Origin of the sequence: Tistrella mobilis, from assembly GCF_039634785.1 — a bacterium.
Classification (GTDB): Bacteria; Pseudomonadota; Alphaproteobacteria; order Tistrellales; family Tistrellaceae; genus Tistrella; species Tistrella mobilis.
This window is the reverse complement of sequence record NZ_JBBIAB010000008.1, coordinates 165,338-191,413: the sequence shown is the minus strand read 5'-3', so window position 1 is coordinate 191,413 and position 26,076 is coordinate 165,338. Positions and strand designations below refer to the sequence as shown.

At 69.0% G+C, this 26,076-nt stretch carries 22 protein-coding genes, 1 pseudogene and 1 riboswitch; of the genes and pseudogenes, 11 read left to right on the top strand and 12 right to left on the bottom strand.

Going from position 1 to position 26,076, the window contains the following annotated elements; all coding sequences use genetic code 11:
• Window positions 1–18 precede the first annotated feature (18 nt).
• Window positions 19–1,434: pseudogene (locus WI697_RS13900) on the top strand (ethanolamine ammonia-lyase subunit EutB).
• On the top strand, window positions 1,431–2,264 hold the full coding sequence (gene eutC / locus WI697_RS13895; RefSeq protein WP_345958867.1) for an ethanolamine ammonia-lyase subunit EutC: 834 nt from the start codon (window positions 1,431–1,433) through the stop codon (window positions 2,262–2,264). Before WI697_RS13900 ends, eutC begins: the two are co-directional and overlap by 4 nt.
• Here eutC and WI697_RS13890 read toward each other — a convergent pair.
• Entirely contained in the window at window positions 2,237–3,505 is a 1,269-nt protein-coding gene (locus tag WI697_RS13890) for a winged helix-turn-helix domain-containing protein (RefSeq protein ID WP_345958866.1), read from the bottom strand. The genes eutC and WI697_RS13890 overlap by 28 nt on opposite strands.
• Before the next feature lie 283 nt (window positions 3,506–3,788).
• Between WI697_RS13890 and WI697_RS13885 the strand changes: the two genes are divergently transcribed.
• Window positions 3,789–4,826 (top strand): SMP-30/gluconolactonase/LRE family protein, encoded by a 1,038-nt coding sequence (locus WI697_RS13885; RefSeq protein ID WP_385997624.1) that lies wholly within the window; start codon window positions 3,789–3,791, stop codon window positions 4,824–4,826.
• Window positions 4,827–4,921: 95 nt separating this feature from the next.
• Window positions 4,922–5,452 (top strand): GNAT family N-acetyltransferase, encoded by a 531-nt coding sequence (locus tag WI697_RS13880; RefSeq protein ID WP_345958865.1) that lies wholly within the window; start codon window positions 4,922–4,924, stop codon window positions 5,450–5,452.
• Window positions 5,453–5,633: 181 nt separating this feature from the next.
• Here the strand turns inward: WI697_RS13880 and WI697_RS13875 are convergent, their stop codons facing one another.
• From WI697_RS13875 to WI697_RS13850, 6 genes are all read right to left on the bottom strand, one after another.
• Window positions 5,634–6,449: an ABC transporter ATP-binding protein gene (locus WI697_RS13875; protein ID WP_062763993.1), complete on the bottom strand. Its 816-nt coding sequence runs from the start codon at window positions 6,447–6,449 to the stop codon at window positions 5,634–5,636.
• The gene (locus WI697_RS13870) at window positions 6,449–7,498 is read right to left on the bottom strand and encodes a FecCD family ABC transporter permease (protein ID WP_014746436.1); all 1,050 of its coding nucleotides are present in this window, start codon (window positions 7,496–7,498) and stop codon (window positions 6,449–6,451) included. Before WI697_RS13870 ends, WI697_RS13875 begins: the two co-directional genes overlap by 1 nt.
• Entirely contained in the window at window positions 7,495–8,622 is a 1,128-nt protein-coding gene (locus tag WI697_RS13865) for an ABC transporter substrate-binding protein (protein WP_062763997.1), read from the bottom strand. The genes WI697_RS13870 and WI697_RS13865 overlap by 4 nt, the downstream gene beginning before the upstream one ends.
• A complete protein-coding gene (locus tag WI697_RS13860; protein WP_296714700.1) occupies window positions 8,619–8,912 on the bottom strand; it encodes a DUF2218 domain-containing protein in 294 nt (97 codons plus the stop codon). The genes WI697_RS13865 and WI697_RS13860 overlap by 4 nt, the downstream gene beginning before the upstream one ends.
• Window positions 8,913–8,978: 66 nt before the next feature.
• Window positions 8,979–10,976, bottom strand: coding sequence for a TonB-dependent receptor domain-containing protein (locus WI697_RS13855; protein ID WP_345958864.1), 1,998 nt, complete (start codon window positions 10,974–10,976; stop codon window positions 8,979–8,981).
• A gap of 89 nt (window positions 10,977–11,065) precedes the next feature.
• Window positions 11,066–12,004 (bottom strand): LysR family transcriptional regulator, encoded by a 939-nt coding sequence (locus tag WI697_RS13850; protein WP_197465150.1) that lies wholly within the window; start codon window positions 12,002–12,004, stop codon window positions 11,066–11,068.
• A 283-nt stretch (window positions 12,005–12,287) separates the two neighbouring features.
• Between WI697_RS13850 and WI697_RS13845 the strand changes: the two genes are divergently transcribed.
• The 4 genes from WI697_RS13845 to WI697_RS13830 all read left to right on the top strand — a co-directional run bounded on the left by WI697_RS13845 (window position 12,288) and on the right by WI697_RS13830 (window position 17,603).
• Window positions 12,288–12,968, top strand: coding sequence for a response regulator transcription factor (locus tag WI697_RS13845; RefSeq protein WP_345958863.1), 681 nt, complete (start codon window positions 12,288–12,290; stop codon window positions 12,966–12,968).
• Complete coding sequence (locus tag WI697_RS13840) at window positions 12,965–14,800, top strand: sensor histidine kinase (protein WP_345958862.1); 1,836 nt, start codon at window positions 12,965–12,967, stop codon at window positions 14,798–14,800. The genes WI697_RS13845 and WI697_RS13840 overlap by 4 nt, the downstream gene beginning before the upstream one ends.
• A 125-nt stretch (window positions 14,801–14,925) precedes the next feature.
• Window positions 14,926–16,098 (top strand): hypothetical protein, encoded by a 1,173-nt coding sequence (locus WI697_RS13835; RefSeq protein WP_345958861.1) that lies wholly within the window; start codon window positions 14,926–14,928, stop codon window positions 16,096–16,098.
• Window positions 16,095–17,603 (top strand): hypothetical protein, encoded by a 1,509-nt coding sequence (locus WI697_RS13830; RefSeq protein ID WP_345958860.1) that lies wholly within the window; start codon window positions 16,095–16,097, stop codon window positions 17,601–17,603. Before WI697_RS13835 ends, WI697_RS13830 begins: the two co-directional genes overlap by 4 nt.
• 7 nt (window positions 17,604–17,610) lie before the next feature.
• Here the strand turns inward: WI697_RS13830 and adhP are convergent, their stop codons facing one another.
• Window positions 17,611–18,642 carry an alcohol dehydrogenase AdhP gene (adhP, locus tag WI697_RS13825; protein WP_062764012.1) on the bottom strand — a complete coding sequence of 344 codons (1,032 nt, stop codon included), beginning with the start codon at window positions 18,640–18,642 and terminating at the stop codon, window positions 17,611–17,613.
• 669 nt (window positions 18,643–19,311) lie between these two features.
• On the opposite strand from adhP, the gene WI697_RS13820 reads away from it, so the two are divergent.
• Window positions 19,312–21,273: a sigma-54-dependent Fis family transcriptional regulator gene (locus tag WI697_RS13820; protein ID WP_345958859.1), complete on the top strand. Its 1,962-nt coding sequence runs from the start codon at window positions 19,312–19,314 to the stop codon at window positions 21,271–21,273.
• A gap of 47 nt (window positions 21,274–21,320) precedes the next feature.
• Here WI697_RS13820 and WI697_RS13815 read toward each other — a convergent pair whose 3' ends face one another.
• The 4 genes from WI697_RS13815 to WI697_RS13800 are packed head-to-tail and all read right to left on the bottom strand — an operon-like array spanning window position 21,321 to window position 23,903.
• A complete protein-coding gene (locus WI697_RS13815) occupies window positions 21,321–22,145 on the bottom strand; it encodes an energy-coupling factor ABC transporter ATP-binding protein (protein ID WP_345958858.1) in 825 nt (274 codons plus the stop codon).
• The gene (gene cbiQ / locus WI697_RS13810) at window positions 22,145–22,903 is read right to left on the bottom strand and encodes a cobalt ECF transporter T component CbiQ (RefSeq protein WP_345958857.1); all 759 of its coding nucleotides are present in this window, start codon (window positions 22,901–22,903) and stop codon (window positions 22,145–22,147) included. The genes WI697_RS13815 and cbiQ overlap by 1 nt, the downstream gene beginning before the upstream one ends.
• Window positions 22,903–23,232 (bottom strand): energy-coupling factor ABC transporter substrate-binding protein, encoded by a 330-nt coding sequence (locus tag WI697_RS13805; RefSeq protein ID WP_322107995.1) that lies wholly within the window; start codon window positions 23,230–23,232, stop codon window positions 22,903–22,905. Before WI697_RS13805 ends, cbiQ begins: the two co-directional genes overlap by 1 nt.
• Entirely contained in the window at window positions 23,229–23,903 is a 675-nt protein-coding gene (locus WI697_RS13800) for an energy-coupling factor ABC transporter permease (protein ID WP_322107996.1), read from the bottom strand. Before WI697_RS13800 ends, WI697_RS13805 begins: the two co-directional genes overlap by 4 nt.
• A gap of 105 nt (window positions 23,904–24,008) precedes the next feature.
• Window positions 24,009–24,248: riboswitch (cobalamin riboswitch) on the bottom strand.
• 199 nt (window positions 24,249–24,447) lie between these two features.
• On the opposite strand from WI697_RS13800, the gene WI697_RS13795 reads away from it, so the two are divergent.
• Together WI697_RS13795 and WI697_RS13790 are read left to right on the top strand one after the other, a co-directional pair.
• Window positions 24,448–24,822, top strand: coding sequence for a YciI family protein (locus WI697_RS13795; protein ID WP_062766679.1), 375 nt, complete (start codon window positions 24,448–24,450; stop codon window positions 24,820–24,822).
• Window positions 24,819–26,069, top strand: a complete 1,251-nt coding sequence (locus WI697_RS13790; protein ID WP_345958856.1) for an RNA polymerase sigma factor — start codon at window positions 24,819–24,821, stop codon at window positions 26,067–26,069. Before WI697_RS13795 ends, WI697_RS13790 begins: the two co-directional genes overlap by 4 nt.
• Window positions 26,070–26,076 lie beyond the last annotated feature (7 nt).

Here is a 26,076-nt window from a genome sequence, read left to right as displayed (position 1 = left end):
GAGGGATGCCGAACCCCCATGTCCGCCACCTCATCGCGCGCACGCCATACGATCGATCTCGGCGGAACCCGCTGGGCCTTCGACGATCTGAAAACCCTGCTCGCCCGGGCAACGCCCCTGCGTTCCGGCGACCAGCTGGCGGGCCTTGCCGCCGACACGGCCGTCGAGCGCATGGCCGCACAGATGCTGCTGGCCGACCTGCCGCTCTCCACCTTCCTCGACGAAGCGGTCGTTCCCTACGAGGACTGCGAGGTCACGCGGGCGATCATCGACGATCACGACCCGGCCGCCTTCGCGCCGATCCGCTCCCTGACGGTCGGCGCCTTCCGCGAATGGCTGCTGGGGCCCGAGGCGACGCCAGAGGCGCTGGCGGCGCTCCGCCCCGGGCTTACCCCGGAAATGGTCGCGGCCGTTTCCAAGATCATGCGGCTGCAGGATCTGATCGCGGTGGCCGCCAAGGCGCGCGTCACCACCGCCTTCCGCACCACCCTCGGCCTGCCGGGCCGGCTCGCGACCCGCCTGCAGCCGAACCATCCCACCGACGACGACCGCGGCATCGCCGCGGCGCTGTTCGACGGGCTGATCACCGGTGCCGGGGATGCCGTGGTCGGCGTCAACCCCGCGACCGACGGCGTGGACGACTACATCCGCATCTGCAGCCTGATGGAGTAGGTTCGCCTGAAGCTCGAGGTGCCGATGCAGCATTGCTGCCTGGGCCATGTCACCACCGCGATCGAAGCGATCGGCCGCGGTGCGCCGGTCGATCTGGTCTTCCAGTCGATCGCCGGGTCCGAAGCCGCCAATCGCGGCTTCGGCGTCGATCTCGCCCTTCTGGCCGAAGCGCAGGAGGCGGCGCTTGCGCTGGGGCGCGGCACCGCCGGCACCGATGTGATGTATTTCGAAACCGGCCAGGGCTCGGCGCTGTCGGCCGACGCCCATCACGGGGTCGATCAGCAGACCATGGAGGCGCGCGCCTATGCGGTCGCCCGCCGGTTCAGGCCGCTGCTGGTCAACACGGTCGTGGGCTTCATCGGCCCCGAATACCTCTATGACGGCAAGCAGATCACCCGGGCCGGGCTGGAAGACCATTTCTGCGGCAAGCTGCTCGGCCTGCCGATGGGGGTGGATGTCTGCTACACCAACCATGCCGATGCGGATCAGGACGATATGGACGCCCTGCTCACCCTGCTGGTGCAGGCGGGCGTCACCTTCGTGATCACGGTGCCGGGGGCCGACGACGTGATGCTGAATTATCAGAGCCTGTCCTATCACGACGCGCTCTATATCCGTGAATTGACCGGCCGGCGCCATGCGCCGGAATTCGAGGCCTGGCTTGTGAAGGTCGGGCTGATCGACCGGGCCGGCCGGCTGGCCGACGCCAATGCCGCCGCAGCGCTGCGCCCGGCCCTGGGCCTGATCCGGGGGGGCGCATGACCCGAGACACCAAACTGCCCGCCACGATCCGTGCGGATCAGGTGGTCCTGCCGGCGCCGGACGAGATCACGCGCCTGCGCCGCTTCACCGAGGCACGCATCGGCCTTGGCCGCGCCGGATCGGGCCTGCCCACCGCCGCCCATCTGCGCTTCGGCCTGGACCATGCCCGCGCCCGGGATGCCGTCTGGTCGGGCATCGATGCCGGAGCGCTGGTCGATGCGCTTCACGGACGGGGCCTGAATTCATGTCACGTTTCCAGTATGGCACGTGACCGTGCAGAATATCTGCGCCGCCCGGATCTGGGCCGGCGGCTGTCGGCCGAGGGGGCGGCTGCCCTGGGCGCCCTGCCGCCGCCGGCACCGGGGGCGGAGGTGGTGCTGATGCTGGGGGACGGGCTGTCGGCCGCCGCGGTGATGCTGAACGGCCTGGCGCTGATCGACGCGCTTTTGCCGAGGCTCACCGCCGCCCGCATCGGGGTGATGGCCGGTGTGGTGGCGACCCAGGCGCGGGTCGCCCTGGGCGATCCGGTCGGCGCAATCCTGGGCGCCCGGCTCGCGATCGTGCTGATCGGCGAGCGGCCGGGCCTCAGCGCCGCCGACGGCCTGGGCTGCTATCTCACCTTCGATCCCCGGCCGGGCACGCTCGACAGTGCCCGCAACTGCATCTCCAACATCCGTCCGGGCGGGCTGGACCCGGCGACCGCCGCCGCCAAGATCGCCTGGCTGGCGGCGGAAGCCCTTCGCCGCCAGCTGACGGGCGTCGGGCTGAAGGAGGCATCGGGCGTCGCGGTGCCGGCCGCCGGTCAGCCGCGCGTGCTGACGGCGGAATAAAGCTGATCACCGGCCGGGGCCGCGAGCGCCCCGGAAAGCGCCGGGGCCAGATCGCCGCGGGGCTCGACCTCGACCCGGTCGAGCCCCAGCCACCCGGCCATCACCTGAAGCCGGGGCGCCAGCCGGGCCGCGACCTTGGCCGGCGGGTGCCCCGGTTCCACATGCGCGCCCCTGACCAGCAGGGCCCCCGCCTTGCGATCCGCCTTGAGGTCGACACGGGCGGCCAGATGCTCGCCCATCAGGAAGGGCAGCACGTAATAGCCATGGACCCGCTTTTCGGCGGGGACATAGATCTCGATCCGGTAGCGGAAGCCGAACAGCCGTTCCGCGCGGTCGCGTTCCCAGACCAGCGGGTCGAAAGGGGCGAGCAGCGCATCGCTGCGGCAGCCTTTGGGCGCCGGCGCCTCGACATGCAGGAAGGCGGGCTGGCGCCAGCCTTCCACCTCGACCGGCAGCAGCCGGCCGGCCTCGACCAGATCGGCGATGGCGGGCCGGGTTTCGGCGGTCGCGAGGCGGAAATAGTCGGCGATGTCCGAGACGGTCGCGATGCCCAGCGCCCTGGCGGCGATGTCGGCGAGCGCGCGATGGGCATCGGCGACATCCGGCGTCGGTACCTCCATCACCTCGGCCGGCAGCACCCGTTCCGTCAGGTCATAGAGCCGTTCAAAGCCCCCCTGACGGCGACGGGTGGTGATTTCCCCCGCCCAGAACAGCCATTCCAGCGCCTGCTTCGCCTCCCCCCATCCCCACCAGCCGCCGGCGCCACGGCGGCCCTGGTCGAAAGCGCCTGCCGTCATCGGCCCTTCGGCGGCGATGCGGTCGCGCACCGCGCGGATGAAATCCTGCCGCTCGCGGCCGAATGTCGCGACGCCACGCCAGATGCCGATGCCCTGGGCGGCCCGGGCCATGCGCCAGCGGAACAGCGGCTGCATCGCCACGGGGATCAGCGAGGCCTCGTGCCCCCAATACTCGAACAGATGGCGGGCATCGGTCGCCGCCGCATCCAGCAGGCCCGGATCATAGGCGCCGAGCCGGGCATGGAGCGGCAGGTAATGCGCGCGGGCCAGCACGTTCACGCTGTCGATCTGCACCAGCCCCAGCCGTTCGACCTGTCCTGCCAGCCGGCGGATGCCGATACCGCCCGACGGCCGGCCGCCGCCCAGCCCCTGGGCTGCGATCGCGATCCGCCGGGCGTCTGCAAGGCTGAGGCTCGCCTGCGCCGTCACGCTGCCGTCGCGCAAAATCTCTCTCCCGAAACTCTCAAGATGGTTGCCGCCGATCATAGCGCCGGACGAATCGGGAAGGCGAGCCCCCGGCCCGGCCGGCGGGTGTCGTCCTGCCACCCTCCTGACCCGTCCGGATGATTGTCCCATTGCGCAAGCTGGTACAGTCATCGTGAGATTCCCGCAGATCGTCCCTTCATCAATCCGCCAGTCGGTGGACAATTCATGAAAGACCGGTGCCTCCCCATCCAGGTCATGAACCGTCGGCACCGCACGATCAAGAAACGCCACGGAGGAAACCATGCAGAGACGATTGATCGCGCTGGCGCTGGCCGGCTGCGCCTGGGTTGCCATGCCTGCGGCACTTCACGCAGCCGGGGCACCTGCCCTTGAATACACGGCGGAGATGCGCGGCCCCGCCCCGATCCCGCCGGCGGAGCAGGGATTGCAGACCATCACCGCCACCCCCTGGTTCAAGGTGTCGGACGACGGGTTGCAGCTGGAGGGGCCGGTCTTCGACCGGGCCGGCAACCTGATCTTCACCGAGGTCTTCGGCGGCAAGGTCTTCCGCCTGACCCCCGACAAGAGGCTGGAGACGATCCTGGGCGAGAATGCGCTGGCACCGGCAGGGCTGGCCATCCACAGGGACGGGCGGATCTTCATCGCCGGGCTCGGCGACTTCAAGGATGCGGGCTCGGTGGTGGCCATGGCCCCCGACGGCACCGGGCTGACCGCCATCGTCCCCGACACGGCGGGTTTCCTGCCCGACGATCTGGTCTTCGACGACAAGGGCGGCTTCTATTTCACCGACTTCAAGGGCACCTCCACCGATCCGACCGGCGGGGTCTATTATGTGGGACCAGAGGGCGGTGAGAAGGGCGGTGAGCCTGTGGCCGTGCTGCCCAACCTCTCGGTCGCCAATGGCGTCGGCCTGTCGCCCGACGGGAAGACGCTGTGGGTGACGGAGTTCAGCAAGGGGCTGCTGCATCGGGTATCGCTCAGCGACGCCACCACCATCGCGCCCTTCGGGACCACGGTGCCCTATCATTTCACCGGGCCGGCCCCGGATTCGCTGCGCACCGATGCCGACGGCAATGTCTATGTCGCCATGTACGGCCAGGGGCGGGTGCTGGTGTTCAATCCGAACGGCATGCCGATCGCCCAGATCCTTCTGCCCGGCCGCGAGACCGGCCACAATCTGCGCTCGACCAGCATGGTGATCCGGCCGGGCACCGACGACATGTACATCCTGACCAATGACTGGAAGGCGGGCGAGGGATCGACGATCTTCCATTGCAAGGCCCTGGCGGCGGCACCGGTGGATTTCTCCCACCGCTGACGCGAGATCGTATCGGGATGGCGGGTGAGCATTGCTCGTTTCACGCCCGGGCCGGCCGGCGGGATGATGGGGCCCCCAAGGATCGGAGCCCTGTCATGACACCGCCCCCTCTCTCCCTTCGCGCGCCGCGGCCCGGCGATACCGCAGCGCTCCAGGCCCTGGTCTCGGATCCGGAGGTGGCATTGCCCACCGCCGCCATCCCGCATCCCTATCCGCCCGGCGGTGCGGCGGCGCATCTGGCCGATCTCGCCCGTGAGAGCGCGGCCGGCCGGGAGATCGCCGTCGCCGTCATCGATGGCCCCGATCCCGAGACGGGCAGGCTTATCGGCATGGTCACGCTGCGTCTCGATGGAGAGGGCGGCGCCGCCCTCGGCTATGTGCTGGGGCGGGCCTGGTGGGGGCGCGGCCTGATGACCGAAGCCGTCCGCCGGGTTCTGCTCCTCGCCCGCGAGCATCCGGAGATCGCCCGGATCGAGGCCGATGTGATGGTGTCCAACACCCGGTCAGCCGCCGTCCTCACCCGCCTCGGCTTCACCGAAACCGGCCGGGCCCGGGCAGCGTTTCCGGCACGGGGGCGGGAGGTGGAGGTCAGGCAGTTCCTGCTGAACCTCGGCAATTCTGTCTGATACCCCCGTCTGCTCGGCCCCCGCCGCTCAACGCTTTTCACCCGGCAGGATGTCCGCTTCCAAAGCCACCACAGAGCCTGGATCAACCTCATGTATTTGGCTAGATTTCAGACCGTCCGGCGCGCCATGCGGTCCGCTTCGATGTCCGCTTTTCTGGCCGCAAGGGAGCCCGCCAGCGTCCTCAGGCCAACCCCTCCACCTCCACCCTCACCCGGCCGTCATCCCGGGCGTCCACCCTGGCGGCGACGCCCCAGACGTCGTGCAGGATCCGGGGGGTGACGGCCTCGGCGGGGGTGCCGAAGGCATGAAGGCGGCCCTGGCCGAGCACGGCGATGCGATGGGCCCAGCGGCAGGCGAGGTCCAGGTCGTGCAGGACCACGATCACCTGCAAGGCCCGCTCGCGTGCCAGATCTCTGACGGTGGCCATCACCCGGTACTGGTGGCGCAGGTCGAGCGCGCTGGTCGGCTCGTCCAGCAGCAGCACCCGCGGATCGCGGACCAGCGCCTGGGCAAGCGCCGCCATCTGCCGCTGCCCGCCGGAAAGCGTGTCGAGCGGCTGCAACGCCAGCGCGGTGATGCCCAGCCGGTCCAGAACCGCCACGGCGCGTTCGGCATCACCCTTGGGCGTGCCCGGCGGCGGATCGCCGGCAGGGCCGGCACGCAGGGCACCGATCACCGCATCCAGCACCGTCAGCGCCACCCGGTCGGGCAGGGCCTGGGGCATGTGGGCGACCAGCCGCGCGCGGTCTCTCGGCGTCATCGCGATCAGGTCGCGGCTGCCCAGCATCGCCCGGCCGCGCACCGGCATGGCGCCCGCCAGCCCTTTGAGCAGGGTGGATTTGCCGGCGCCGTTGGGCCCGACCAGCGCCGTGATGCTGGCGGGCGGCAGGGGGCCCAGCCGGACGTCATGCACCACGGGCCTGCGGCGATAGCCGGCGGATATGCCGTCGAGCGCCAGGATTTCGTCCGCACCGTCGAAGACGCCGGTATCCTGCATCAGCTCCGCTCCTTGCGTCCGATGATCAGCGCCAGGAAGGCCGGAACGCCGATCAGCGCCGTCACGATGCCGACCGGGATCGTCACCCCCGGCATCAGCAGCTTGCCGGCCAGGCTCGCCAGCGACATCACCAGCGCGCCGGCAAAGGCGCTGGCCGGCAGCAGGAAACGGTGATCCTCTCCCAGCAGCAGCCGCGCGAGATGGGGGCCGACCAGCCCCACGAAGCCGATCGTGCCGACGAAGGCGACGGCCGTGGCGGCCAGCAGGCTGACCCGAAGCAGCGCCACGAAACGCAGCCGCGCCACGTTGAGCCCGAAGCTGAGCGCCCGTTCCTCCCCCAGGCGCAGCGCCGTCAGGGCGGGCGCCTGCACCAGTGCCCAGGGCAGGACCACCGCCACCACCAGGGCCAGGATGCCGACCTTGTTCCAGTCGGTGCGCGACAACGACCCCATGCTCCAGAACACCAGCTGCTGCAGGGCTTCCTGGGAGGCCACGAACTGGATCATCGCGGTCAGCGCATTGAAGGCGAAGACCAGGGCGATGCCGAACAGCACCAGGGTCTCGATCCCCGCGCCCCGCAGCCGGGCCAGCGCCTGAAGCGTCAGCACCGACAGGAAGGCGAAGATGAAGGCATTGGCCGAGATGATCCAGTTGGCCGGAATGCCCGGCAGGCTGATGCCCAGCACGATCGCGATCGAGGCGCCGAAGGCCGCCGCCGACGAAACCCCGAGCGTGAAGGGGCTGGCCAGCGGGTTGGAGAGAATGGTCTGCATCTCGGCCCCGGCCAGCGCGAGTGCCGCGCCGACCAGCACCGCCATCAGCGCCTGGGGCAGACGGACCTGGAACAGGATCACCGACTGGACGCGGCTCAGCGTTTCCGGGTCGATCAGCCCGCGGATCACGGTGCCCGGCCCCATGCCCGAGGCGCCGGTCGCGATATCGGCGATCACGGCCAGACACAGCAGAAAGCCGAGTGCCGACACGGTCGACACCCGGCGCGCCATCTGCCGGCGATGGCCGGCGAGAGCTTCAAGAGGCGTTGTGGTCATTCGGGCTTCAGGGCCACCGCATAGGAACCGTCGAGGGAAACCGGCAGGAAGCCGGTGTTGATATCCGCCAGCACGGCATCCGGGTCGAGATCGGCGAAGAGATCCGGCCGGACCCATTTCGCGATCGCCTCTACCGCCACGATGTTGAGCGGGGAATTGTAGAAGCTGTGCCAGAGCGCATAGACCCGGCCATCGCGGACGGCCGACAGATCGCCGACCACCGGACGGTGCGCCAGACGGTCGAGGCTTTCGCGGGTAACGGCCGGGTCGATCCCCGCCCCCATCTGGATGCCGCCGGTCTCGGCACCACCGGCCGTGCCGGTCGCGATGTAGACCGCCGGATCCTGCGTCAGGACATATTCGGCATCGAGGGGCCCGAGCGGCCCGGGCAACACGTCGGCACCGATATTGTGGCCACCGGCAAGATCGACGAACTCCCCCAGATTGCCCTTGCCCGGAGAACCGCAGCAGCCGCCATCCATGGTCGGGCGCATGTCCACCAGCACCTTCGGCCGGGGGGCGGTCGAGGCGGCGACCCGGCTCTTCACCAGTTCCAGCCGCGCGCGATAGAAATCGATATAGCGCGCGACCCGCTCTTCCTGGCCCAGCACCTTGCCCAGGATTTCCAGGCTCGGGATGGTGTTCTCCAGCGGCTTGCCGCGGAAGTCGATGAACACGATCGGGATGCCCGCCTCGGTCAGCCGGTCGATGACCTCCTTCGACCGCGGCGAGGGTCCGTGGCCGGCAAAGCCCAGCACCGCCAGATCGGGTGCCACCGACAGCGCCTTCTCGATCGAGAAGCTCTCCTCATTGGTGCTGCCGACCAGCGGCACCCGTTCGATGGCCGGATAGGCGGCCTTGAACCTGTCATAGGTGTCGGTGTCGAGCAGGCGCAGATCCCCCAGCCAGCCGGCCAGCACCGACACCGGATCGGGATGCACCACCGACAGGGTCACCAGATCACGCCCCTCGCCCAGCAGCAGCCGCTTTGCGGGCGCCGGAATGGTCACCTCGCGGCCGGCGACGTCGGTGACGGTGATCGGATCGGCGACCGCCATCCCGGCGGTCGCAACGACAAGGGCGACCGCGGCGGCCGCGGCCTTGAGCTTGCGCAGAATGATCATGGCCGACGGCTCCAGGTGATGGTGAGCGGGTCCTTGAAGGCGAAACGGTTCAGATGATCGGCCACCACACCGGTCAACTGCCCGGCCGTCTCGGCATCCTCCGCCTCGACCACGATCCCGAGCCGGTCTTCCGACGCCTGCATGATGCAGCAGCTGGTCCCCGAGAACGGGATCCGGGCCGAGACGGCATCAGATTCGACGGCGAAGCGGTGGCTCCAGTGTCTGGCAAGCTGGGTCATGTAACGCCGCGCCAGCGGCGTCGTGACCGAGGCCTCGAAGATCGTGGTCATGGGCTTTGCTCCTTGCCGCAGTTCCGGCCCCCGCGTCCGGGGGCCGGTCCCGTGGATGAGGGGTGATCAGAAGCGCGCCGAGGCGCCGACGAACACGGTCCGGCCGCGTTCCACGAAGGCATAGGCATCGTCCGGGTCGTCTGTGCGGCTGTCGGCCACGTTCAGCACGCCGCCGCGCACCGAGAAGGTCTCGTTGATCATCCAGTCGGCGCCGAGGTCGACGACGGTATAGGGGTCGAGGGTCAGGGTTCCCGACCGCTGGCGGCCGGTATAGGTGGCACGGGTATAGGCGGTCACCTCGTCCGACACGAACCAGTCGAGCTTGCCGTTGATCGTGTGCTTGGGCCGGTTGTCGAGCACGGCACCGGTCACTTCGTTGCGCGGATCGAGCCAGGTCCAGTTCGCCGACAGCCGGCCGAAATCCCGGAGCATGGTGTAGGCATTGGCTTCGACGCCGCGGATGCGTGCCTCGTTGATGTTCACGGGCACGAAGACATTGCGGCCGTTCTCCTGACCGACCGGGGTCACGCCGCTGCCGCGCGGGGTATCGATCAGGTTCTCGACGTCGTTCTGGAACAGGGTGACGGTCGCCCCCCAGGAACCGGTGTCATAGCCGGCGGAGAGTTCGTAGTTCACGCTCTCCTCGGGCTTCAGATCCGGATTGCCCTTGATGTAGCAGCTGCCGCGGCAGGACGAAGTTCTCGAATCCTCGGTCAGCTGGCGCAGGGTCGGCGCCTTGAAACCGGTCGAGACACCGCCCTTGATCGTGATCTCGGGCGTCGGCGTCCAGACGGCATAGCCGCGGGGCGTGAAATGGGCGCCGAAATACTTATCCTCGTCCAGACGGCCGCCGGCGAGCAGCTTGATCTCGTCGGTCAGACGAAACTCGTCCTGAAGATAGAGCGCCTGGGCATCGGTTTCGGCGCGGCCGCTGTCGAACTCGTCCGGCGATTTGAGCTCGATCCACCGCGCCTCGGCCCCCATCACCAGGGTGTGGCGGTCGAAGGGCAGCGAGACATTGCCCTCGACGACCCGGTTCTCCTGGCGGATGCTGTCTTCCGCGGTCTCGGAGGTTTCGGCATAGGCGCGGATGAAGGTGGTGCCCCAATCCCAGTCGCCTTCGTGCGACAGCCCCATGTCGCGGCGCGTCACCACCGCATCGGCATCGCCCCAGCCGCTGATATAGTACTCGCCGAAGCGGGTCTGGCGCGACTGGCCGTATTCGGCCTCGATCGTCTGGTCGTCATCGGGGGTCAGGGTGAACTTGACCCGGCCCTGATAATCCTCGCGGCCTTCGAGCGTGGCGAGATCGGACCGGTTCACGACCGTGCCGTTCGGACGGGTGACCGGGTTGCCGCTGCCGTCGGTCACCGCGCCGCCATCCAGCCCGTTCCAGACCTCGCGGCGATCGAAGGTGCCGGTGACGGTGACGGCGAGCTTCTCTTCGACCAGCGGACCCGACAGGAAGAAGCTGGTCCGGGCCTCGGTGCCACGATCGCCCTCGGTCGGCATGTCGACGCCCAGATCGACGCTGCCGGTCCAGTGCCGTGCGGCGGGTCTGGTGATGATGTTCACCACCCCGCCCATGGCTTCGGAGCCGTAGAGGGCCGACATGCCGCCCCGGACCACCTCGATCCGGTCGATGGCGGCGACCGGGATGGCGCCGATGTCGAAATCATTGTGGCGGAAAACGGATTCGGTCGAGTTGACCCGCTTGCCGTCGACCAGGATCAGGGTGAAAGACGGATCCATGCCGCGAATGCTGATCTGCCGGCGGCCCTGGCTGCCGGCGGTCAGGCTGATGCCGGGAATGTCGCGGATCGCCTCGGTCAGGTCCGAGACCGGATAGGCCTTCAGATCCTCGCCGTCGACCACGGTCACCGAGGCCGGCGCGGTGCGCGCCTCTTCTTCGGTGCGGGTGGCGGAGACCACCATCTGGTCCAGCTCCACCGCCCTCCGCTCCTGCGCTTCGGCCGCCATCGACATCATCATGCCCGCCATGGCCGCCCCGGCCGTCGTGGTGGTGGCGCGCCAGCGCGCGCGCCGTCCGCGGCGATCCGTCATCATCCCGCTCCCGTGCAAGGGTTTACTCAAACTTTGCGAGTAATTCGCACTTGCATAACGGAAAGGGAAATACGCGGTTCGGATATCGGTTATGCGCATGCCGGATCACCGACGGTCGCCGTTATGCGCTCAATGAGCCAATGGAGTGCCGGATCCCTGCGGGCGCGTTCATGCCAGACCAGCCAGTAGTCGAAGGTGCCGAACACGTCGGGCGCCTCGAACATCACCAGCCCGCGGGCCTCGGCGAAGCGCTTCGCGGCGCGCTCCGGCAGGATCAGCAGCGCATCCGACTGCTCGATCAGAAGCGGCGCCACCGAGAAATACGGCATCTGCACCGCCACCTGGCGCCGCTTGTCCAGGCGGCGCAGCTGGCGGGCGACATGGCTGCCGGTCAGATCGCCCAGCACCGTGATCACCACATGCGGCCAGGCAAGGCAGGCATCGATGGTGGGCGGCCGGCCGGCCATGACATCGGGGTCGCGGGTGATCGGGTGATGCTCGCGCACCAGACAGGCGCGGCGTTCGGTGAACAGCCGGCGCCGATACAGCTCGGGCCGCTCGGGCGTGCGGCCGATGATCACCATGTCGAGCGCGCCCGAAGCCAGCTTCTGATGATCGTCGTCGCTCAACGGATCGACGGCGATCTCGATATTGGGGGTGGTGGCAAGCTCGCCCATCACGGGTGCCAGCACCGACAGCACGCCGTAATCGGTCGACGACACCCGGAAGCGTCGCCGATCGATGGCGGGGTCGAAGCCGGCCGGCTTGAACAGCCGCCGGATGTCGCCCAGCGCCGCCGCGACCGGCCCCTTCAGCGCCAGTGCCCGGGGGGTGGGCACCATCTCCTTGCCGGATTTGATCAGCAGCGGGTCGTCGAACAGTTCGCGCAGCCGCGCGAGCGAGCGGCTGACCGCCGGCTGGCTGGATCGCAGCCGTTCTGCGGCACGGGTCACGCTGCCGGTCTCGATCAGCGCCGAGAACACGACCAGAAGGTTGAGATCGATCCGGGTGAGGTCGTCGTCGGACATGGGTCTCGCGGCGAAGGCAGGTGCCGGCAGGCGGGCCGGCATCTCGAACCGCAAATAAGTCGCAAGTGCACCTCAAGCGCAAGCCTGCAACCATGCCCCGCGACGCTTTCGCGCGGACCCGGGTGCGGAAGGCCACAATCGTGACGGTCCGGCGGTGACGGGTCTGCCTGCCGGTTCGGGCTCCGCCCCGGCGTTTACCATGTTTCAGGTAGAGCCAGCGCCGCCCCACCGGCATAGACTGGTCGTGCCATTTGATCGGCGCATCGCTGTGATCGGGGAGTGAATGACGGAAGAACGCGAGACGCGCCGCATACGCATCGTGCTGACCGAAGACGATGCCCCGGTTCGCGAACGGCTGGCCCAGATCATCCGGGGCTGGCCGATGGCGGAGCTGGTCCGGGCCTGCGCCACGCTGGCCGAGACCTGCGCCGTGATCGAGGCCGAGGCGATCAACCTGCTGATCACCGACCTCAAGCTGCCCGACGGCAACGGCATCGAGGCGATCCGCCTGCTGTCCCGCCAGCAGCGCGACGCCCAGGCGATGGTCATCTCGGCACTGGCCGACGAGACCACCGTGCTGGCGGCGATCGAGGCCGGGGCGACCGGCTATCTGCTCAAGGACATGGAGTCGCACGATCTCTGCGAGGCCGTGCTGGATGTGATGCTCGGCAGATCCCCCATCTCGTCCAGCATCGCCCGGGTTCTGGTGCGCCGCCTGTCGGATACTGCGCGCCCCGGCGCGCAGGAGGCGGCGGCCGTCCCGGCCCCGACCCTGACGCCGCGGGAGATGGACATCCTCTGGGGGATCGCCAAGGGCTTCACCTATGCCGAACTGGCCGAGCGGCTGGGCATCTCGCACCAGACCGTGCCGGTGCATGTCCGGAACATCTATCGCAAGCTTCAGGCGTCCAACCGCTCGGAGGCCGTCTACGAGGCGACCCGCCTTGGGCTGATCCGCCTGTGACCGCGGCAGGCCCGGCAGATCGCCGGCATGGCGTCGCGGTCGCCGTGCTGCTGGCGGTCATAATCGCTCTTGCCGGGCTTCCCTTTCTGGTCGGCCTGCCGTCCCCCAAGGCCGCGCTGGTGCTGGATCAGGCGCGGCTGTCGCTGAACGACGGCCCGGATCATCCGGTCGGGCTGCCGCACAGCTGGCAACGCAACCTGCCCGAGCGGACGCAGGCGGTCTATCTGATCGATGTCGTCATCGATGCGGTTCCCGACCGGCCACAGAGCCTGTTCATCCCGTCGATCCGGCAGAAGCTGGTGGTGCAGTTGAACGGCCGGGTTCTGTATCGCCAGCGGACGGCATCATGGGCCGATCTGTCGCGCGGCTATTTCGAGCTGCGGCAGATCCCGCCCGATCTTCTGGTCACCGGCACCAACCATCTGGTGCTGACGCTGACCCGCACCGACGGGCTGATCCCGGCCCATCTTTCCCGGATCTATATCGGCGATGCCGAGAGGATGATCGATCCTCCGTGGCTCAGGCCGCTCATCAATACCGAGCTGCGCAGCATTTCGCTGGCGCTGCATCTGTTCATCGCCGCGGGGCTGTTCGCGATCTGGGCCGGGCGGCCCTCCGACCCGGTGTTTCGCTGGCTGATGGTGCTCAGCGTCAGCAGTCTGGCGATGGCGGGGATCGAGCTCTGGCCCTTCCCGCGTCTCATCCCGTTCGCGACGTCTCATATCGTGCTGATGCTGCCGGCTTTCGGGCTGATGATGATCGGCCTTGCCCTGGCGATCACCGGACGCCCCAGGCCGCGCTGGCTGGTGCCGGCCATCATCATCGTCCCCGCCCTGCTGCTGACGTCCCGGATCCTTGCCGATGCGCCGATCGCCCCCACGCAGCTTCTGGGGGCGGGCATCGGCATTGCCGGCCATGCCGTGGCCGGCGTGGTGCTTCTGCATGCCTTCATCACACGGCGGTTGTGGACAGGGGGGCTGCTCGGCGTGCCCGCGCTGTTGACCGCCTGGTTCGGCCTTCACGACGTCGCCGTGGCCTTCGGCCTGATCCCGGGCGCGTTCCTGCTGTCGACCTTCGTGCGGCTGCTGACATATCTCGCCTTCCTCATCCTGCTGATGTCGCGGCTCGCCACCAGTCTCAACCGGCTCGACCGGGCCAATGACGATCTGCGCGCCCGCCTGGCGGAGCGCGAAGCCGAGCTGTCGATCCTGCACGAGACGGAAAAACATCTGGTCGGCCAGGCGGTCCGCGAACAGGAACGCCGCCGGCTGATGCAGGATCTGCATGACGGGCTGAGCGGCCATCTGGTGTCGATCATCGCCCTCTCCGAGACCGGGCAGCGGCGCGACGACATCGAGCGGACCGCGCGCGAGGCGCTCGACGATCTCAGGCTGGTCATCCATTCGCTCGACCTCGGCGATACCGATCTGCCGCTGGCGCTGGCGGGATTTCGCGAACGCCTGACCCCGCGATTGCGGCGGCTGGGCGTGCGCCTGGTCTGGTCGATGGAGGCGCTGCCCGACATCCGCGGCGTGACACCCGGCAATGCGCTCTCGATCCTGCGCATCCTTCAGGAAGCCGTCACCAACGCGCTGAAACACGGCCCGGCCAGGCAGATCGAGATCAGGGGCGGCCCGGACCCCACCGGCACAGCGGGCGGGATCGTCATCGTCGCCAATGACGGCCGCGCCGGAGACACCCCCGGGCAGGGTTTCGGCCTTCACAACATGCAAAGACGCGCGCAACAGTTGGGAGGCAGAACCGTCCTGAACACGCGACAGAACCACACGGAACTGTCTCTGTATTTACCATGCCGCCTTAACGACTGTTGATATTCCCCCTGACTGCTCTGATTTTCGCCAGAAAACCGTGCCGGATACCATGTTGATGGTATATCGCCACAGGCCGCCGCGTGTCTCTCTAGACGGGTGATGATCGCCCTCTGGTGAGGCAGGAGATGATGGAAAAGCAGATGCGGAACCTGGCCTGCGGCGTCGCGGCCATGGCCCTGATCTTCAACGTGTCGGCCGCGGCCGCGCAGGATTGCGTCAGCCTGTCGGGCGATGTGGCCGACCGGATCGCCGAAATGCGCCAGATCGCACAGAGCGTCCCGCCGGGCACCCAGAGCGATTATGCCGCGGCGACGTCGAAGGATTACGCCGAGGGCGTCTTCTCGGCCTTCGACGCCCTGAACAAGAAGGTCACCGAGACGTCGAAACTGGTCGGCCAGGGCTACAATCTCGCCGGCTATACCGCGGTCTTCAAGGAAGGCCAGATCCAGACGAAGATGCCGCCGGTCGTGACCAACACGATGAACAATGCCGAGGCGCTCGCCCAGGCGGCGGCGGATGACGACAAGACGAAACTCGACATTCTGAGCCTGCGCTGCAGCCAGTCCACCGAACAGACCGCCCTCGCCGCCTATCTGGCCCAGGCGGATTCCGGCACCGCATCCGCCTACAAGACCGCCAAGTTCGATGCCTGCAAGGCCATCCACATCCTGGCCGATCTTCAGGACAAGCGGCAGAAGCTGAACGACATCCGCGAGAACGGATATCCGCTGTTCTATCTGCACGCCAAGGAGAAGAAGAAGTTTGCGGGCTACAGCCGGACCTTCCAGCTGAAGGTCGATCTGCGGATGTTCCCGGTCTATCCCGACAAGGCGATGAAGGTGGACGGCAAGGACCAGCCCGTCCTCCTCGGCCAGATCCAGGGCATCAATCTGTCGTATAACAGCTATTTCAAATGGAGCGATGACAACTGGAGCCCGCTCAACCTGTACCAGTACGTCATCTCGGACACGCGCAAGGACGACTACACCTGCGCGCCCTATTTTCACCTGAGCGGCCATGTGGAGACGACGCTCTGCGTCAAGGTCGAATCGGCCAGTGCCGACAAGCTCAAGGTCGGTGCCAAGGCGAAGTTCAAATACAAGGGTGACACCAAGGAGGTCAGCCTTGGCACGCAGACCGTCCCGGCGCCTTTCGGCTATCTGGCCGATCTCTCGGACATGAAAGAGAAGAAGATGCAGGACCTTCAGTCGAAGGTCGTGGATCGGATCGCCTCGGTCTTCGACGTCTATAATGCGGTGTCGGAGAAGGCCACGTCCTGGCAGAAGGCCTGCAAATGAGCCTGATGCCGTCGCCCCGGCCGGGCCCGGCCCGGATGATCCGCCCTGGCCGAGCGATCCGGGCGACGGCATCGCTTTGCCTTTGTGGCCTGCTGTCGGCCTGTTTCGGCGGCCCGCCGCGCATCGCCGAGCCCATGACGCCGATCCACGAACTGGGACATGACTGGCGGAAGCATTTCCGCTACGGGCTGGACCTGCTCGACCAGGATGCTCCCCTCAACAACCGTATGGTCTTCGCCCGCGCCGCCTTCGCGGCGGCTGCACGTTTCGCGCGCGATCATGCGCCCTCCTATGCCGGGCTCGGGCTTGCGGAAAGCGTGCTCGGCAATCCGGGCGAGGCGCAGGTCGCCTTCCTGAACGCGGCCCTGATCGAGGATCGCAGCCTCTATTGGGCCCTGGCCGCCATCGCAGCACTCCGCGGCGGTAACGAGGCCGTGGCCCTCGCCATGTTCGACGCCATGCAGGCGGCGAAACGCCAGGACGACGATCCGGCCAGCCGCTTCGTGCGCGCGGTCTATATGACCGAAGATGCGACGGAGACCACCCCGGTCACCGCCCTGCCCTACCCGACCGGCAGCACGGGAGTGGACGACGATCTGGTCTGCGAGGGCGGCTCCGACGAGGCGGCATGCCGCGACCTCAACATCGTCGCCAATCTCTATTTCGTGCGCCGCCAGTCCTCGGAAGCGACCGTACGCGGCACGGACTTCTTCAACGATCTGACCGTCCAGCTGGGCGCGGAGCGCAACCAGAGCTGGGAGAAGAGCCCCGGCCAGGACTGGCAGATGAGCATCCTGAACGAGGTCACGATCTCGATCCCCGAGATCCAGTATGCGGTGCGCGTGACCCCGCAGGCGAGCAACAGCCGGGTCTATGTCGACGCAGCGCCCTCGGTGGTGACCTCGATCGGCAACACCTCCGAGATACACGAGGGCGGCAATCTGACCATCCTCTTCAATGCCACCGGCGATGCCGAACAATACACCGCCGAGACCGGCATCACCCTTCATATCGAGCCGGACCGGGCCACGCCCGATTATGCAAGCCTGCAGCTGCAGTTCGAATTCAGCTCGATCGCCCGTTTCGAGCCGTCGGTGCTGGCCCAGGTGGTCAACGTGTCGAAGAACACCTATCAGATCGCCGGCTATTTCCCCTATGGCCGGCCGGTGGTGCTGGGGACCATCGCCAACACCACGCAGCAGCACACCGGCAGCGGCCAGAGCGGGCTGGACCGCATTCCGCTGCTGGGGGGCGCCTTCGGCCAGTCCGACGATCAGACGGTCACCTCGGATACGCTGATCCTTGCCCGGCTCTCGGTCCCGGCGGCGTTCCATGGGTCCCACGAACAGCGGGTGCTGGAGGCCATGCGGGGCATGGGCGTGGAGGTGGCGGCACATGACACGATCCTGCGCCGCCGGATCGTCCATCTGGCGCCCGACCCGATGGATGTCCTGCCGGCCTTCCTCAAGACCGGCACCCTTACGGGCGCCGGTCCGGAAGGGTGAGCAGGCCTCAGATCTGCAGGACGACCCGGCCTTCGATTTTGCCGGCCCGCATGCGATCGAAGACATCGTTGACGTCTTCCAGCCGCGCGGTCGAATAGGTCGCCGCCACCTTGCCCTCGCCGGCGAAGGTGAGGCATTCGGCAAGATCGGCCCGGGTGCCGACGATCGATCCGCGGATGGTGCGGCGGTTGAGCACCATGTTGAAGATCGAGATCGGGAAGGTGCCGGGCGGCAGGCCGCAAAGCGCCATGATGCCGCGGCGGCGGAGCATGTCGGCAGCCTGGGCGAAGGCCTTCTCGGAAACCGCGGTGACCAGCACGCCATGGGCGCCGCCCTCGGTCTCGGTGATCATCTTCTGCACGACCTCGGGGTCGCGGGCATCCAGCGCCACATCGGCGCCCAGCCGGCGGGCGAGTGCCAGCTTTTCATCCCCGATATCGACCGCCGCCACATGCAGCCCCATCGCCTTGCCGTATTGCACGGCCAGATGACCGAGGCCGCCGACGCCCGAGACCACCAGCCACTGGCCGGGCCGGGCCTCGGTCTCCTTGATGCCCTTGTAGACGGTGACGCCGGCACAAAGGATCGGGGCCGCCGCCTCGAAGCCCAGCGCCTGGGGCAGGTGGCCGACATAGGCCGGGTCGGCAAGCACATAATCGGCAAAGCCGCCGTCGACGGAATAGCCGGTGTTCTGCTGATCGCCGCAGAGGGTTTCCCAGCCGGTGATGCAGTGCTCGCAATGGCCGCAGGCGGTGTGCAGCCAGGGCACGCCCACCCGGTCGCCCTCTTTCACCGACCGCACCCCGGCGCCCACGGCGGCGACATAGCCCACGCCTTCATGGCCGGGGATGAAGGGCGGTTCCGGCTTCACCGGCCAGTCGCCCTCGGCCGCATGAAGATCGGTATGGCAGACACCCGAGGCCACGACCTTGATCAGGACCTGCCCGGGATCCGGGCGCGGCACGGGAACCTCGTCTATGACCAGCGGCTGGCCGAAAGCGCGCACCACGGCCGCCTTCATCGTGTTCGGCAGAGACATCTTCGCGTTTCCTCCATCGGTGAGACGTCCGGACGGTTTGTCCGCCCCCCTTCACGCGGACGCAGCCGGCGGGGGGTCTCGTTGTGGATGGTCTGGAAAGAGAGATGATCGCGCAGGTGGCGCAACACGATCAGCATAGCGCGTTCCGGGCGGAACCGCACGCCCGCTGCCCCGGGGCGTATCAGGATCCGGCAGTCCGGAGACGATGACGGGGGCGGCGCACGGGAACACCGCCCCCGCAAGTTAAGCACCGCATCCGCGAGGGATATGCTGACGCGGTGGGGGAAATGGCGGGTAGGGACGCCCGACACCATTCCGACGGATCTATTGGCAAAGGCCGTGCCAGTTGATGTTTCCCCCCGGAAACCGCGGGACAGCGCCGGGTGGACGGCCCCTTCGACAGCGGGCGCCGTCGCCCGCCTGTCGCAAGACGCGACAGTTGTGCGACAGCTGTCGCAAAAGGCCGCAATGCCACTGCGTCCCCGGGCCGCCATCCTGATGCGCAAACCCTTGCATCCCTTGCACAACTGCCGCCGCCGGGGCATTCTGGAGGGATAGTGTTGCGGCAAGGCAGGCGCCCGCCGCCGCAACCGGGACCGGGGTGACGGCGGCCACAGCCATAACCGACGGTCGATGAACATCAAGGGGCGCCGCGGGGAGAACGACCGGATGTCCCAGCAGTCCGGGCTGCAGATGCAGACGCTCACCGGCGTCCGCGGCCAGTTCCGCGATGCCGGCCACCTGCCTGACGGATCCGTGCCCGAGGTGATCGGCCGGTCCTGGCAACGCTGCGCCTCTCGCGGGCTGGCGATGAACCGGCCGGCGCGACAGGATCCGCTCGGCCTGGCGGCGCTGCGCCGCCAGCGGGAGCGCAATCACGACCTGCTGCGCCTTGCCACCCCCGAACTCGACCTGCTCGCCCATGCCATGGCGGATGCGCGCGGCGTGGCGATCCTGACCGATTCCCGCGGCCTGATCCTGGATGCACGCGGCGATGACGGCTTCGCCGGCCGGGCCCGCCGGGTGTTCCTGCAGCCGGGCGCCTGCTGGTCGGAAGAACATGAAGGCACCAATGCGGTCGGCACGGCGCTGGCCGAAGGCGGCCTGGTGGAGGTCGACGGGGCGGAGCATTATCTGGACGAGAACCGCTTCCTGGTCTGCACCGCGATGCCGGTCTTCGATCCGTCCGGGCGGATCGCCGGGCTGTTCGACCTGTCGGCCGATGCCCGCCGCCCGCAGACCCATGCCCGGACCCTGATCCGCCTGGCGGTCGCCAATCTGGAGCATCGCTGGGCGATGCAGGCCGCCGAGGCCGACGGCGCCGATCTGCTGGTGCGGCTGCATTCCCACCCCTCCTGGCTCGGCACCCCGCATGAGGGGCTGCTGGCCTTCCGCGACGGGCGGCTGACCGCGGCCAACCGCATCGCCCTCGGCCTGCTCGGCGTCGATGCCTCGACGATCGGCGAGACCGACTGGGAAGCCCTGTTCGACGGGGCGATGACCGGCGAGGCCCGGCTTCTGCACACCCGTGCCGGCGGCGTGCCGATGCATCTGCGCGTCTCGCGCCCCGCCCCCGCGGCACCGCGCCGCCGCCCGGCGCCTGGCCCCGTCGCCGAGGCCCAGGCCGTGACCGTTCGCGGCGGCATGGTGTGGGACAGCGGCACCGACGCCCTGCTCGCCCGCGCCGTGCGGGCCGCAGATGCCGATATCCCGGTGCTGCTGCAGGGGGAAACCGGTACCGGCAAAGAGGTCTTCGTGCGCGCGCTGCACCGCCGGTCCAGCCTGACCGACCGGCCCCTGGTCGCCGTGAACTGCGCCGCCATTCCGGAAGGCCTGCTGGAAAGCGAGCTGTTCGGCTACGAGGACGGCGCCTTCACCGGCGCCCGGCGGCGCGGCTCCACCGGCCGCATCCGCCAGGCCGAGGGCGGTATCCTGTTTCTGGACGAAATCGGCGACATGCCGCTTGGCCTGCAGGCGCGGCTGCTGAGGGTGCTTCAGGATGGTGAGGTGCTGCCGCTGGGGGCCGGCAAGCCGGTTAAGGTCGATTTCCGGCTGGTCGCCGCCACCCATCAGGACCTGAAGACGGCCGTGGCCGAAGGGCGCTTCCGCAGCGACCTCTATTACCGCCTGAACCATCTGTCGGTGACCCTGACGCCGCTGCGCGACCGCCGGCCGCTGGACGGCATCGTCGACGCCGTCTTCGCCGCCACCGGGGCCGCCACACGCGCCATCCGCCTGTCGGACGAGGCCCGCCGCCGGCTGATCGGCCACGGCTGGCCCGGCAATCTGCGCGAGCTGGCCAACCTGCTGCGCACCCTGGTCGCGCTGGCGGATGACGGAGCGGTGATCGAGGCGGAAGACCTGCCGGAAGACATCCGGGCAGAGGCAAAACCCAACCCCACCAACCCCACCGACCCCATGGCCGGGGCCGGGGCCCCGGCACAGCCGTCTCAGGCCTCTCCGGTCACGCCGGCGGTTTCGGCGTCGCCAGGCCCCGCCTCCCTCCGCGCCCTGACCGATGAGGCGGTCTTCCGCGCCCTGGCGGGGACGGGGGGCAATATCAGCGCAGCCGCCCGTGTGCTGGGCATTCACCGCGCCACGCTTCACCGCCGGCTGAAGGCTTCGGGCTGACGAAGGCCGGGGGGCACCCGGCCCCGGTTATCGCAATGGCGCCCCCGTTATCGCAATGGTGGTAGTGCCGCCACCAGATCCTCCAGCCGCCGCGGCAGGGGCCCGGCCGGCAAGAGTCCACGGGATGCCAGGGCAGAGGCCAGACGGCGCAGCATCGGCAGGCGCAGCCCCAGCCCCGACAGCAGCACCTCGTCTTCGAAAACCGTGTCGGGCGCCCCGTCCAGGACGATCCGGCCACGGCCGAAAACGGCGACACGGTCGGCCCAGCCATTGGCCAGATCCATGTCATGGGTGGCGATGACCACGGCGGTGCCGGTGCCCGCCACCGCATCCAGGCGCTGCATCAGCTCGTCCACCCCCGCCGGATCCAGCCCTGCCGTCGGCTCGTCGAGCAGCAGAATGCCGGGACGCATGGCGAGCAGCCCCGCGATCGCGACCCGCTTGCGCTGGCCGAAGCTGAGCATATGGGTGGCCCGGTCGGCGAGATGGACGACACCCATCATCGCCAGCGCCTCGGCCGTGCGCTCCCGGGCCTCGGCTGCCGTCAGCCCCAGATTGAGCGGGCCGAAGCTCACATCCTCGGCGACGGTCGCCGCAAAGAGCTGATCATCCGGGTCCTGAAACACCAGACCGACACGGTGCCGCAGCCGGGTCAGGCCCTTGCGGTCGTGGGTGACCGGGGTGCCGTCCAGCACGACCTGCCCCTGATCGGTGCGGATCGCCCCGGCCAGCGCCAGCAGCAGGGTGGATTTGCCGGCGCCATTGGCGCCCAGAATGGCCAGCCGGCCGCCGGCCGGGATCGCCAGATCGACATGGTCGAGCGCCGTGACGCCGCCCGGATAATGATGGACCAGACCGCGGGCTTCGAGCATCAGCCGATCCAGACCGCCCCGGCCGCAGCAAGCACCAGACCACCGGCAAGCAGGGCAAGCCGCGCCGGGGCCGCAACCGCCTCGGTGCCGGCAAAGCGCAGACGGCCGTCATAACCGCGCACCGCGAGCCCGGCATTCATCCGCTGCGCCCGATCCAGCACGCGGGGCAGAAGCCCCGCAAGCAGCCGCCCGCCCGAGCGGATCTGCCGGCCCCAGCCGGCATGCCCCAGCCGGGCCGCCTGGGCACGCTGCCCCGTCTCAAGACAGTCCAGCACCAGCCAGACGATGCGGAACATCATCATCGCCAGATCCGAGATGTCGGGGGCGAGCCCGCGACGCTGAACCATCTGCAGCAGCGAGGTCAGCGGCGTGGTCAACCCAAGCCCGATCAGACAGGCGACGCAGGTGATGCTTCTGAGGCCGGTGAAAGCGGCAGCAGACAGCATCTCGGGCCCGGCGATGCCCACAACCGGCCCCACCACTTCCGGCCCGGCCGCCCAATGCAGCGTGATCATCTGCACGGCGGTGCCGGCCAGGATGAAACCGGCCGGCACCACGGCCGCGGCGCGCAGATCCCGCGGGGCCACCCGTGCCGCCCCCAGCACCAGGCAAAGGACCAGCGTCAGGATCACGATCTGGCCGATCCAGCCGGCCGCGATCAGCGAGACCAGCATCAGCCCGATGAAGATCAGGGCCTTTTCGGCAGCCGGTCGTCTGCGCCAACGGTTGGTCTGCGCGGCACGATCGATGGCCCGCATCAGGCGCGGGGTCCGTCGGCACGTGCCGGTGCCGCCTCGTCCGCGGCCGGGTCCGCCTCGCGGCGGCCACGGCGCAGGCCGAAATAATAGCCGAGCAGACCGGCGCCGATCGCCGCCTGCAGGGCGAAGAGCAGGCTTTCGATCTCGCCGCTCGGCGGCTCCCACAGCGGCTGGAACCAGGGCACATAGTCCGGCGCGATCTCGCCGATCACCAGTTCCGCCTGACCGTCGGCCCCGGCGAATTCCACCGTGCCGGGCGGATGGATCAGCAGCGGTGCGATCGCCAGCATCACGACCAGGGCAAGCAGAACCAGATTGCGCTTCATCATGACGCCACCCGCCCGCGGAACAGATCCAGCGCCTTCAGTTCCGAGCGGCTGTAACGGCCGAGCATGTTGAACACCACCACGGTCAGCAGCCCCTCGCTGATCGCCAGCGGCACCTGGGTGAGGGCGAAAATGCCCAGGAACTTCGATGCCGCCCCGGCGATGCCGCCGGCCGGATCGGGAAAGGCGAGCGCCAGCTGCAGCGAGGTCACCACATAGGTCGCAAGATCGCCGAGCGTCGCCGCGACGAAGATCGCGAGCGCGGCCCCGGCCCCCATGCGGGTGAGGCCGTGGAACAGCCCCCAGGCCACGAAGGGCCCGGCGATCGCCATGGAGAACACGTTGGCGCCAAGGGTGGTGAGCCCGCCATGGGCGAGCAGCAGGGCCTGAAACAGCAGCACGATGGTGCCGAGCACGGTGGTGACCGTGGGCCCGAACAGGGTGGCGGCCAGCCCCGTTCCGGTCGGATGGGAACAGCTGCCGGTGACCGAGGGCAGTTTCAGCGCCGAGAGCACGAAGACATAGGCGCCGGACGCCGCCAGCAGCAGCTTCACTTCCGGCGTTTCGCGGACCAGCCGGGTGATGCGGCGGGCACCGTGAATGACGAAGGGTGCCGAGACCGCCGCCCAGAGGGCAGCATGGGTCGCCGGCAGATAACCTTCCATAATATGCAAGGGCCGATCCTCCGAAGGCGTTGGCCACGTGCGGCAAGGCCTTCGGAGAAATCCCGGCAGGTTCCGGGGACCCCGCCCCCGTCCGAACACCCCGTTCGGAGAGTGGCCCTGTCAGATGCGAAGGCAGGTTTCCTGGCTTGCGGGTCACCATCCGTCGCCGGCCTTCCCGGTTGCCCAGTGGCCTGACAGCCCGGAACCTCAGGTCCCGGGCGGGCGACGAACTCTCCGCCTACAGTTGCGGGGGCAGCCATGGCTCCCGGGCGCGCAGCGCCCGTGCCCATGTTCCCTTTTACACCGCCCTCCCCCGTCAGGAGCGAGAGGCGGACCTTCATGGGGGGTGATTCTGATCTGTGGTTGTATCGGGTGTCAAGTCGCCGGCCTGCGGGTGGGGTCGGCACCGGACATCCCCGCCTCAAAAAAAATCTCGGGCCGCACGGCATCGCTGTCGAAATCGCCATGGCCCGGGGCTCATCATTCCGGACGGGGAAGAGCGGCCCGCGGGGTGCGGGCACGGCGTGCCGTCCGCAGATGAGGGATGCGAACGATGCAGTACATGATGGTGATCTACGAAACCGCCGAAGCCCATGCGAAGCAGAAGGATCCGGCCCGGGCCGGGGCCTATTGGGGCGGCTGGGGCGCCTATGTCGAGGCGATCCGCGCCTCGGGCATCATGCTGGAAGGCCACGGGCTGCTGCCGCCCGAGACGGCGACGACGCTGCGGATCACGGACGGGCGCCGCGAGGTGCAGGACGGCCCCTTTGCCGACACCAAGGAGCGGCTCGCCGGCTATTTCGTGATCGAGGTGCCGGATCTGGACACGGCCCTCGACTGGGCCGCCCGCTGCCCCGCGGCGGCCGAGGGCGCGGTGGAGCTGCGGCCGGTGATGCCCTCGGCGCAGGAACCCGGGGGCGCGGCGTGACCGGCCCCGACGCGGCACACAGGGCGGTCGAGGCGGCGGCACGGCAGTCCCGTGCCCGCCTCGTCGCCTTCCTGGCCGCACGGTTCCGCGACCTGGCCGCGGCAGAGGATGCCGTGGCCGATGCCTTCCGGATCGCGCTCGACCTCTGGCCCCGGCAGGGTGTGCCGCACGCGCCGGAGGCTTGGCTCGCCACGGTCGCCCGCCGCCGGATCACCCATGCCCTGCGCCATGGGGCCGTGCGCCGGGCGGCCGAACCGGCCCTGACCCTGCTGGCGGGGGAGGCGGAGGATGCGGCGATGGCGGCGCGCCCCCTGCCCGACGATCGCCTGGCCCTGCTGTTCGTCTGCGCCCATCCCGCGATCGCCCCCGAGATGCGCGCGCCGTTGATGCTGCAGGCGGTGCTGGGGCTGGATGCCGCCCGGATCGGATCGGCCTTTCTGGTGGCACCCGCCACCATGGGGCAGCGGCTGGTCAGGGCCAAGGCGCGGATCCGGAGTGCCGGCATCGGCTTTCAGCTGCCCGAGCCGCAGGATCTGCCGGAACGGTTGAGCCATGTGCTGGATGCCGTCTACGCCGCCTTCGGCACCGGCTGGGAGATGGTGGCCGGCGGCGATACCCGCGGCGCCGACCTGACCGGCGAGGCCCTGTGGCTGGGCCGGCTGCTGGTGGAACTGATGCCGGCCGCGGCCGAGGCGCGCGGTCTTCTGGCCCTGATGGCCCATTGCGAGGCACGCCGCCCGGCAAGGCGCGACGCCGCCGGGCGCTATGTCCCGATCGATCTTCAGGACACCACGCTCTGGCGGGCGGATCTGATCGCCGAGGCCGAAGCCCAGCTGGCCGCGGCCGCAGCCCTGGGGCGCCCCGGCCGCTATCAGCTGGAGGCGGCGATCCAGTCCGCCCATAACGCACGCGCCGACCCCGCCGGCCGGCCGCAACCCGGCCCCGACATCCGCCTGGCCCTCTATAAGGCCCTGATGGCGATCGCCCCATCCGCGGGGGCCGCCGTTGGCCATGCCGCCGCCCTGGCCGGAACGGCGGGCCCGATGCACGGGCTTCATGCCCTCGACGCCGTCGCCGGGCTTGAAACCTATCAGCCCGCCTGGGCGCTTCGGGCCCATCTGCTGGCGGCGTCGGGCGATGCCGCATCGGCCCGCGCCGCCTATGCCCGGGCGATCGGCCTGGCCGAGGACCCGGCCGTGCGCAGCTGGCTTGCGGCTGCGGCCGCCGGCCTCAATGACGGGGCGTGACCGACGG

Bases quoted from the DNA above. Each gene is read 5' to 3' on its own strand.
- eutC (WP_345958867.1), top strand. From the start codon at position 1,431: ATGACCCGAGACACCAAACTGCCCGCCACGATCCGTGCGGATCAGGTG.
- WI697_RS13885 (WP_385997624.1), top strand. From the start codon at position 3,789: ATGCAGAGACGATTGATCGCGCTGGCGCTGGCCGGCTGCGCCTGGGTT.
- WI697_RS13880 (WP_345958865.1), top strand. From the start codon at position 4,922: ATGACACCGCCCCCTCTCTCCCTTCGCGCGCCGCGGCCCGGCGATACC.
- WI697_RS13875 (WP_062763993.1), bottom strand. From the start codon at position 6,449: ATGCAGGATACCGGCGTCTTCGACGGTGCGGACGAAATCCTGGCGCTC.
- WI697_RS13870 (WP_014746436.1), bottom strand. From the start codon at position 7,498: ATGACCACAACGCCTCTTGAAGCTCTCGCCGGCCATCGCCGGCAGATG.
- WI697_RS13865 (WP_062763997.1), bottom strand. From the start codon at position 8,622: ATGATCATTCTGCGCAAGCTCAAGGCCGCGGCCGCCGCGGTCGCCCTT.
- WI697_RS13860 (WP_296714700.1), bottom strand. From the start codon at position 8,912: ATGACCACGATCTTCGAGGCCTCGGTCACGACGCCGCTGGCGCGGCGT.
- WI697_RS13855 (WP_345958864.1), bottom strand. From the start codon at position 10,976: ATGACGGATCGCCGCGGACGGCGCGCGCGCTGGCGCGCCACCACCACG.
- WI697_RS13850 (WP_197465150.1), bottom strand. From the start codon at position 12,004: ATGTCCGACGACGACCTCACCCGGATCGATCTCAACCTTCTGGTCGTG.
- WI697_RS13845 (WP_345958863.1), top strand. From the start codon at position 12,288: ATGACGGAAGAACGCGAGACGCGCCGCATACGCATCGTGCTGACCGAA.
- WI697_RS13835 (WP_345958861.1), top strand. From the start codon at position 14,926: ATGATGGAAAAGCAGATGCGGAACCTGGCCTGCGGCGTCGCGGCCATG.
- WI697_RS13830 (WP_345958860.1), top strand. From the start codon at position 16,095: ATGAGCCTGATGCCGTCGCCCCGGCCGGGCCCGGCCCGGATGATCCGC.
- adhP (WP_062764012.1), bottom strand. From the start codon at position 18,642: ATGTCTCTGCCGAACACGATGAAGGCGGCCGTGGTGCGCGCTTTCGGC.
- WI697_RS13820 (WP_345958859.1), top strand. From the start codon at position 19,312: ATGTCCCAGCAGTCCGGGCTGCAGATGCAGACGCTCACCGGCGTCCGC.
- WI697_RS13815 (WP_345958858.1), bottom strand. From the start codon at position 22,145: ATGCTCGAAGCCCGCGGTCTGGTCCATCATTATCCGGGCGGCGTCACG.
- cbiQ (WP_345958857.1), bottom strand. From the start codon at position 22,903: ATGCGGGCCATCGATCGTGCCGCGCAGACCAACCGTTGGCGCAGACGA.
- WI697_RS13805 (WP_322107995.1), bottom strand. From the start codon at position 23,232: ATGATGAAGCGCAATCTGGTTCTGCTTGCCCTGGTCGTGATGCTGGCG.
- WI697_RS13795 (WP_062766679.1), top strand. From the start codon at position 24,448: ATGCAGTACATGATGGTGATCTACGAAACCGCCGAAGCCCATGCGAAG.